General features: G+C 54.2%; 3 protein-coding genes, 2 tRNA genes and 2 rRNA genes (1 of these 7 only partly in view). All 7 read left to right on the top strand.

Going from position 1 to position 7,293, the window contains the following annotated elements; genetic code table 11:
• Position 1: transfer RNA gene (locus AB4O40_RS13080), tRNA-Ile, on the top strand (it extends 76 nt beyond the left edge of the window).
• A 10-nt stretch (positions 2 to 11) separates the two neighbouring features.
• Positions 12 to 87 (top strand) — tRNA-Ala (locus tag AB4O40_RS13075).
• Between the two features lie 234 nt (positions 88 to 321).
• A 23S ribosomal RNA gene (locus AB4O40_RS13070) occupies positions 322 to 3,215 on the top strand.
• A gap of 169 nt (positions 3,216 to 3,384) precedes the next feature.
• Positions 3,385 to 3,500 (top strand): 5S ribosomal RNA (gene rrf, locus AB4O40_RS13065).
• Between the two features lie 146 nt (positions 3,501 to 3,646).
• On the top strand, positions 3,647 to 4,306 hold the full coding sequence (locus tag AB4O40_RS13060; protein ID WP_056726312.1) for a paraquat-inducible protein A: 660 nt from the start codon (positions 3,647 to 3,649) through the stop codon (positions 4,304 to 4,306).
• Positions 4,293 to 4,916, top strand: a complete 624-nt coding sequence (locus tag AB4O40_RS13055; protein WP_046043780.1) for a paraquat-inducible protein A — start codon at positions 4,293 to 4,295, stop codon at positions 4,914 to 4,916. The genes AB4O40_RS13060 and AB4O40_RS13055 overlap by 14 nt, the downstream gene beginning before the upstream one ends.
• The gene (locus AB4O40_RS13050; RefSeq protein ID WP_056726311.1) at positions 4,909 to 7,212 is read left to right on the top strand and encodes a PqiB family protein; all 2,304 of its coding nucleotides are present in this window, start codon (positions 4,909 to 4,911) and stop codon (positions 7,210 to 7,212) included. Before AB4O40_RS13055 ends, AB4O40_RS13050 begins: the two co-directional genes overlap by 8 nt.
• Positions 7,213 to 7,293: the final 81 nt, after the last annotated feature.

Here is a 7,293-nt window from a genome sequence, read left to right as displayed (position 1 = left end):
AATTTTGTTATGGGGCCATAGCTCAGCTGGGAGAGCGCCTGCCTTGCACGCAGGAGGTCAACGGTTCGATCCCGTTTGGCTCCACCATATAACTGCTTCTGAAAGTTTAGAAATGAGTATTCCGATGTGAATATTGATTTCTAGTCTTTTGATTAGATCGTTCTTTAAAAATTTGGGTATGTGATAGAAAGATAGACTGAACGTTACTTTCACTGGTAACGGATCAGGCTAAGGTAAAATTTGTGAGTTGCTCTTAGGAGCTCAATCGAATTTTCGGCGAATGTCGTCTTCATAGTATAACCAGATTGCTTGGGGTTATATGGTCAAGTGAAGAAGCGCATACGGTGGATGCCTTGGCAGTCAGAGGCGATGAAAGACGTGGTAGCCTGCGAAAAGCTTCGGGGAGTCGGCAAACAGACTTTGATCCGGAGATGTCTGAATGGGGGAACCCAGCCATCATAAGATGGTTATCTTGTACTGAATACATAGGTGCAAGAGGCGAACCAGGGGAACTGAAACATCTAAGTACCCTGAGGAAAAGAAATCAACCGAGATTCCCTTAGTAGTGGCGAGCGAACGGGGACTAGCCCTTAAGTGGCTTTGAGATTAGCGGAACGCTCTGGAAAGTGCGGCCATAGTGGGTGATAGCCCTGTACGCGAAAATCTCTTGGTCATGAAATCGAGTAGGACGGAGCACGAGAAACTTTGTCTGAATATGGGGGGACCATCCTCCAAGGCTAAATACTACTGACTGACCGATAGTGAACTAGTACCGTGAGGGAAAGGCGAAAAGAACCCCGGAGAGGGGAGTGAAATAGATCCTGAAACCGTATGCGTACAAGCAGTGGGAGCCCACTTTGTTGGGTGACTGCGTACCTTTTGTATAATGGGTCAGCGACTTATTTTCAGTGGCGAGCTTAACCGAATAGGGGAGGCGTAGCGAAAGCGAGTCTTAATAGGGCGTCTAGTCGCTGGGAATAGACCCGAAACCGGGCGATCTATCCATGGGCAGGTTGAAGGTTAGGTAACACTGACTGGAGGACCGAACCGACTACCGTTGAAAAGTTAGCGGATGACCTGTGGATCGGAGTGAAAGGCTAATCAAGCTCGGAGATAGCTGGTTCTCCTCGAAAGCTATTTAGGTAGCGCCTCATGTATCACTGTAGGGGGTAGAGCACTGTTTCGGCTAGGGGGTCATCCCGACTTACCAAACCGATGCAAACTCCGAATACCTACAAGTGCCGAGCATGGGAGACACACGGCGGGTGCTAACGTCCGTCGTGAAAAGGGAAACAACCCAGACCGTCAGCTAAGGTCCCAAAGTTATGGTTAAGTGGGAAACGATGTGGGAAGGCTTAGACAGCTAGGAGGTTGGCTTAGAAGCAGCCACCCTTTAAAGAAAGCGTAATAGCTCACTAGTCGAGTCGGCCTGCGCGGAAGATGTAACGGGGCTCAAACCATACACCGAAGCTACGGGTATCATCTTCGGATGATGCGGTAGAGGAGCGTTCTGTAAGCCTGTGAAGGTGAGTTGAGAAGCTTGCTGGAGGTATCAGAAGTGCGAATGCTGACATGAGTAACGACAATGGGTGTGAAAAACACCCACGCCGAAAGACCAAGGTTTCCTGCGCAACGTTAATCGACGCAGGGTTAGTCGGTCCCTAAGGCGAGGCTGAAAAGCGTAGTCGATGGAAAACAGGTTAATATTCCTGTACTTCTGGTTATTGCGATGGAGGGACGGAGAAGGCTAGGCCAGCTTGGCGTTGGTTGTCCAAGTTTAAGGTGGTAGGCTGGAATCTTAGGTAAATCCGGGATTCCAAGGCCGAGAGCTGATGACGAGTGTTCTTTTAGAACACGAAGTGGTTGATGCCATGCTTCCAAGAAAAGCTTCTAAGCTTCAGGTAACCAGGAACCGTACCCCAAACCGACACAGGTGGTTGGGTAGAGAATACCAAGGCGCTTGAGAGAACTCGGGTGAAGGAACTAGGCAAAATGGCACCGTAACTTCGGGAGAAGGTGCGCCGGTGAGGGTGAAGGACTTGCTCCGTAAGCCCACGCCGGTCGAAGATACCAGGCCGCTGCGACTGTTTATTAAAAACACAGCACTCTGCAAACACGAAAGTGGACGTATAGGGTGTGACGCCTGCCCGGTGCCGGAAGGTTAATTGATGGGGTTAGCTAACGCGAAGCTCTTGATCGAAGCCCCGGTAAACGGCGGCCGTAACTATAACGGTCCTAAGGTAGCGAAATTCCTTGTCGGGTAAGTTCCGACCTGCACGAATGGCGTAACGATGGCGGCGCTGTCTCCACCCGAGACTCAGTGAAATTGAAATCGCTGTGAAGATGCAGTGTATCCGCGGCTAGACGGAAAGACCCCGTGAACCTTTACTATAGCTTTGCACTGGACTTTGAATTTGCTTGTGTAGGATAGGTGGGAGGCTTTGAAGCGTGGACGCCAGTTCGCGTGGAGCCAACCTTGAAATACCACCCTGGCAACTTTGAGGTTCTAACTCAGGTCCGTTATCCGGATCGAGGACAGTGTATGGTGGGTAGTTTGACTGGGGCGGTCTCCTCCTAAAGAGTAACGGAGGAGTACGAAGGTGCGCTCAGACCGGTCGGAAATCGGTCGTAGAGTATAAAGGCAAAAGCGCGCTTGACTGCGAGACAGACACGTCGAGCAGGTACGAAAGTAGGTCTTAGTGATCCGGTGGTTCTGTATGGAAGGGCCATCGCTCAACGGATAAAAGGTACTCCGGGGATAACAGGCTGATACCGCCCAAGAGTTCATATCGACGGCGGTGTTTGGCACCTCGATGTCGGCTCATCACATCCTGGGGCTGAAGCCGGTCCCAAGGGTATGGCTGTTCGCCATTTAAAGTGGTACGCGAGCTGGGTTTAGAACGTCGTGAGACAGTTCGGTCCCTATCTGCCGTGGACGTTTGAGATTTGAGAGGGGCTGCTCCTAGTACGAGAGGACCGGAGTGGACGAACCTCTGGTGTTCCGGTTGTCACGCCAGTGGCATTGCCGGGTAGCTATGTTCGGAAAAGATAACCGCTGAAAGCATCTAAGCGGGAAACTTGCCTCAAGATGAGATCTCACTGGGACCTTGAGTCCCCTGAAGGGCCGTCGAAGACTACGACGTTGATAGGTTGGGTGTGTAAGCGCTGTGAGGCGTTGAGCTAACCAATACTAATTGCCCGTGAGGCTTGACCATATAACACCCAAGCAATTTGCTGCTCCTAGTTGAAGAAACGAAAGAGGCCAGATTGCGGTGTGTGAAGACGAAACGAACCGAAAGTTCGAGATACTCACAAAACACCAAACTATCGCATACCCAATTTGCTGAAGCGAGGCCAACCGGCCACGACTCAGTACCCGAATTTCTTGACGACCATAGAGCGTTGGAACCACCTGATCCCATCCCGAACTCAGCAGTGAAACGATGCATCGCCGATGGTAGTGTGGGGTTTCCCCATGTGAGAGTAGGTCATCGTCAAGATTAAATTCCGAAACCCCAATTGCGAAAGCAGTTGGGGTTTTGTTTTTGTGCGTGAAAAAAACAGAGCTGCTCGTTGCACATTTTGCACAGTTATTTTCAGCTCATGGCACTAGAATAGGTCCAACTTTTTCAGAGTCAGAGCCTTTATGCCGGATCCGGTTGACGCCCAAGGGCTGTCAGAATTACCACTAGAAAATCTGGTTGCCTGCCATGAGTGCGACTTGCTCATGCGTAAACCCGAACTCGCCCATGGCGAAAAAGCCCTGTGCCCGCGCTGTGGCTACGAGCTTTATGCCAATCGGTACAACGTCGTACAGCGCAGTCTCGCCCTGGTTATCGCCGCCTTGTTGTTGTTTATTCCGGCGAATTTTTTGCCCATCATGCAGCTCAATCTACTCGGGCAGTCTTCGCAAGACACTGTCTGGAGCGGTGTTGTCGCCCTTTTTGACACGGGCATGCAAAGCGTTTCAGTGATTGTGTTCCTGTGCAGCATGGGGATCCCGCTGCTCAAGCTGCTGTGCCAACTGGCCGTATTGTTGAGTATCCGTTTCGATGTCGGACGCAGCTACGGCTTGTTGCTCTATCGCATTTATCACCATATACGCGAATGGGGGATGCTCGAGGTTTACTTCATGGGCGTACTGGTGGCTATCGTCAAGCTGGCAGATATGGCAGCCATCACTGTAGGCCTCGGCCTGGTGTGCTTCATTGGAATGTTGCTGATTCAAGTCTGGCTGGAGGTCGTAATGTCGCCTCACCAGATCTGGCAGGCGTTATCAGGAGAGGATGCCCATGCGGGCGATTGATGCAGGCATTCTGATTTGCAAGGAATGTCATGAATTGAACAGGCAGGAAGCTGATACCGACGAGCAAGTCTGTACGCGCTGCGGGGCGCTGGTGCATGCCCGCAGCCCGAATAGCCTGGTGCGGACCTGGGCATTGCTGATTACCGCCGCCATTCTTTACATACCGGCCAACTTGTTGCCGATCATGACCGTGAACTCCCTGGGCAAAGGTGCGCCCAGCACGATCATGGCGGGTGTAATCGAACTTGTGCACTACGGCATGTTCCCCATTGCGGCCGTGGTGTTTATCGCCAGTATCCTGGTGCCCACCTTCAAGCTGGTGGGCATCGGCCTGCTGCTGTTTTCCGTGCAGCGCCGTCAGCCCCTTTCGGCTCGCCAGCGTATCTGGATGTACCGTTTCATTGAATTCATCGGCCGCTGGTCGATGCTCGATATTTTTGTGATCGCCATCCTCGTGGCGGTTGTGAATTTTGGGCGGCTTGCCAGCATCGAAGCCAATCTTGGCGCCATCGCTTTCGCCACGGTGGTGATTCTGACGATGCTTGCCGCAGTAACTTTTGATCCCCGACTGATTTGGGATAACACGGAGTCGGACGACGACCATGACTGATTTGCCTGTAGCGAAAACCCGACCGGCTTCGAACTGGTCTGCCATTTGGGTGTTGCCTCTGATCGCCTTGATCATCGGCGGCTGGCTCGGCTGGCGGGCCTATAGTGAGACCGGTATCGAGATTCAGGTGCGTTTTGAGAGTGGCGAGGGCATTCAGGCCAACAAGACCGAAGTTGTCTATAAAGGTATGTCGGTCGGCAAGGTCAAAAGCCTCAAGCTCGATGACGAAGGCAGTTCCAAAGGTGTGATTGCCAGCATCGAAATGAACAAGGATGTAGAGCCATACCTGCGAACCAGCACGCGTTTCTGGCTGGTCAAGCCGAGCGTTACGCTGGCAGGGATCACCGGTCTCGAGACGCTGGTTTCAGGTAACTATGTCGCCATCAGCCCGGGGGAAGGCGAGCCCGTCCGCAAGTTCAAGGCCTTGGCCCAGGAACCGCCGCTCTCCGATGCCCAGCCCGGTTTGCACTTGACCATCAAGGCCGACCGCCTGGGCTCGCTGAACCGTGGCAGTCCGGTGTTCTATAAACAGATCAAAGTGGGCCAGATCAAAAGCTATGTGTTGTCCGAGGACCAGAACACCGTCGAGCTCAAGGTCTTCATTGAGCCGACTTACGCCAAACTGGTGCGCAAACATACACGTTTCTGGAACGCCAGCGGCATCAGCATCGACGCCAATCTGTCGGGTGTGAAGGTCCGCAGTGAGTCCCTGGCCAGCATCGTCGCCGGTGGCATTGCCTTCGCTACACCTGAAAACCGCAAGGACAGCCCGCCTACCGACCCGAGCCTGCCATTCAGGCTTTATGAAGACTTTGATGCCGCCGCCGCCGGTATCCGGGTGAAGGTCAAGCTCAGTGATTTCGACGGCTTGCAGGCCGGTCGCACACCGGTGATGTACAAGGGTATTCAGGTGGGCAGCCTGAAAACGCTGAAGGTCGATGCGGATCTGTCCGGCGCGACCGCCGAGTTGACGATGGACCCGTTGGCCGAGGATTACCTGGTCGAAGGCACCCAGTTCTGGGTGGTCAAACCGTCGATTTCCCTGGCGGGGATTACCGGCCTCGAGGCGTTGGTCAAAGGCAACTACATCGCTGTGCGGCCTGGCGACAAGGGTTCGGCGCCACAGCGAGAGTTTGCGGCACGGGCAAAGGCACCACCGCTGGACCTGCGTGCACCCGGCCTGCACCTGGTGTTGTTCACGGAAAACCTCGGTTCGCTGGAAGTCGGCAGCCCGGTTCTCTACAAACAGGTCAAAGTCGGCTCCGTACAGAGCTATCAGTTCTCGCGCACCAAGAAACGACTGATCATTGGCGTGCACATCGAGAAGGAATACGAAGGCCTGGTCAACGCCTCGACGCGCTTCTGGAACGCCAGTGGCATCACCCTCACGGGTGGTCTGACTGGCGGGGTCCAGGTTAAAAGCGAATCGTTGCAGAGCTTGATGGCCGGCGGCATTGCCTTCGAGACCCCGCAGGACAACGCCCCGTTGCAGAAGCGTATTCCACGTTTCCGTCTGTTTGCGAACCATGAAGACGCCACGCAGAAAGGCGAAGTCATCACGCTCAAGCTCGATCGCGCTGATGGCCTGCATACCGGCACTCCGATTCGTTTCAAGGGGCTGGATGTCGGCAAGGTGGAGGATGTTGATCTCAGCGAGGACCTGCAATCGGTGCTGCTGACCGCGCGGATTACCGAAGTGCCGGAGCGTATAGCACGGGTCGGCAGTCAGTTCTGGGTGGTCAAGCCTGAACTGGGACTGATCAAGACGTCCAACCTCGAAACCCTGGTGACCGGGCAATACATCGAGGTGCAACCGGCGCAGAAAAACCTGGGACCGCAGAAGAACTTTGTCGCTTTGGCCGCCGCGCCCGAAACAGCCAAGCAGGAAGCGGGATTGAGTCTGGTGCTGAGCGCGGCTCGTCGTGGTTCGCTGAAGGCCGGTGTGCCGGTGACCTATCGCGAAATCACCGTGGGCAAGGTGACCGGTTATGAGCTGGGCCAGACCGCTGATCGCGTCCTGATCCATATCCTGATCGAACCGAAGTACGCGCCACTGGTACGCAGCGGTACACGGTTCTGGAACACCAGCGGTTTCGACTTTGATGTCGGTCTGTTCAGAGGTGCAACGGTGCGTACTGAATCACTGGAGACGATGATTCAGGGCGGTGTCGCCTTTGCCACGCCGGATGGCGAGCGCATGGGCAGTCCGGCACGACCGGAGCAGACGTTCGCGTTGTTCGACAAGTTCGAAGAGGAATGGCTGGGCTGGGCGCCGAAGATTTCCATCGGCAAGTAGTCTGGAACTGCTCAGGCGTCTGTGATGACGCCTTCGGAGCGCCGCCCGGGGCAAGTCCGGGGTTGTTCCTGAAGAAATGCG

This window comes from Pseudomonas sp. S2_F07 (assembly GCF_054668325.1).
Note: the sequence above shows the minus strand (reverse complement) of the source record. Positions and strands in the feature narration are given on the sequence as shown.